This is a genomic window from Candidatus Neomarinimicrobiota bacterium (assembly GCA_034716895.1).
Taxonomy (GTDB): Bacteria; Fidelibacterota; UBA8477; order UBA8477; family JABMPR01; genus JABMPR01.
Genome location: JAYEKW010000221.1, coordinates 1 through 1,755, shown reverse-complemented (window position 1 = coordinate 1,755; position 1,755 = coordinate 1). Strand labels below are relative to the sequence as shown.

The following is a 1,755-nucleotide window of genomic DNA, read 5'->3' as shown; positions in this document are numbered from 1 at the left end:
TCCGGACTTTTATATGCGTTTTAGCTTCCCTTGCATGAACCGATTTTGGTTTAAACCCATTTAAGGCAATTGTAATTTTAGAAATCTCTCCAGCAATCACAGATGAGACTCCATACAAAGTCTTATTTGAGGAATCCCAAACTGGTTTTTCAATTAATTCAACGTAACCCTGCATGAGGTGCCTGTTCGTGGAGATCCATTGAGGATAAGCGTCCACTTTATGTACCGAAATCATTCTAGCTTCACCTGCTCTCACCATTTGTTTAATAGTCTTATTACCAGCTGTTTTGCCAATAAATTTGTCATTCCAGAAATCATAAAGATAATAATCAGCGTAATTATGGAGCCCAAGTGCACCAACGGCAGTATTTCCGCTTATTGGAACAGAGAATTCTTGATCCTTTTCAGAATCATTGTAGAGAATCAACTGGTGCCAATCATTAGATATTGGGAAATCCAAAACCGGCATTCCGCCGGTAAACGCATGCAAAGGTCTTGCTGAAAGGGTGCTGGAATGAAATGGAAACACCCTGCTCAAATCATACAGTACTTCTTTGGAGAACTTGCTGAAACTCTCAGTTAACAACAATCTTCCACTTACGGCATAGGAAAGAGTCAGAATGCTTTTTCGCTGGATAGGACCAATCTGATAACGATGTTCTCCATGCCCAGCATCAACCAAGGCTTTTCCGTCCATATCATAATTTGCTATAAGTCGGTTTTTGTACCAACGATTTGCAGCTTTATTCAAAATTCTGGTTGTGATCACATTAGTATCCCCTTCAGTTCTCACGGAGCTGACAAATTGCAGGCTAGCATCCGATCCTATCCCTAATCTTTCTTGTAAATAGGATGGAGAACCGATGATTACATGTGGGATCCTGAAAACATTAGTATAGGCTGCAAGTGCAGTTGAATATCGATCATGAAGCCCACCACGCTGTGCATATGCGCGAGTTGGATAATCATAGAAGACTCCTTTGACCCCACCATTATTCAAATTATGATTGACTTCACGCCAATGTTTTAAATAATCGGGATCGGTATAGTCATAGCTCTCCGCATACAGCTTACCCCATCCATCAATCCAATCATCCGGATTTAATAGATCTGGAATTCCACCAATTCCCATCAATGTATGGGGATCGCTGACAACCTTTTTATTCTCTCGCACAAACTTCTGTGATTGGTCATATAGCATGTGTCCGGGGAAAGTAGCAGCATAATCTTCTGAGCGGATTCCCGGTTGGAAATAAGTTAGTGGAATGCCACCGAGCTCAACAATCTTTCCAGCCCATTTGGCAGTAGTTTCATAAGGTTCTTTATAATGATGGTCAACCACACAGCGGTATTGCCTGCCGTGCCTTTGCCAATGAGCATCATCCCACCATCCCTGCTGGTTATTTTGTTCGTAATTGTCTGGAACCAATCTCACTGCAACCGGTGAATAGTTTAGGAAGCCACTTTCTCTGATATGTTCCATTTCTTTAACCGCACCAACCGTGCTATTCTCTGAAGTGGCATCGGCGCCAAAATGGCTTACCGACAAAAACCACATGCAAACAGAGGGAAAAGTATAGTAAGTTAAATCAATTCCCCGGGCTGCTTTGGTAGTTTGCGCATAGTTTTCAAGAGCCTCAAAGGGGTTTTCGTCGAAGCCATTCAGATAGAATTGATCTTCAGAATGGTAAGTAGATTCAGGATCAACACGTTTGCCCACTATGTCTTTTGCCGAAATATTAAGAGTATCCTGGG

General features: G+C 42.0%; 1 protein-coding gene. It reads right to left on the bottom strand.

Annotated elements, in window-relative coordinates:
* A partial coding sequence (locus tag U9Q77_12695) for a hypothetical protein (GenBank protein ID MEA3288216.1) occupies positions 1–1,755 on the bottom strand: 1,755 nt, incomplete at both ends.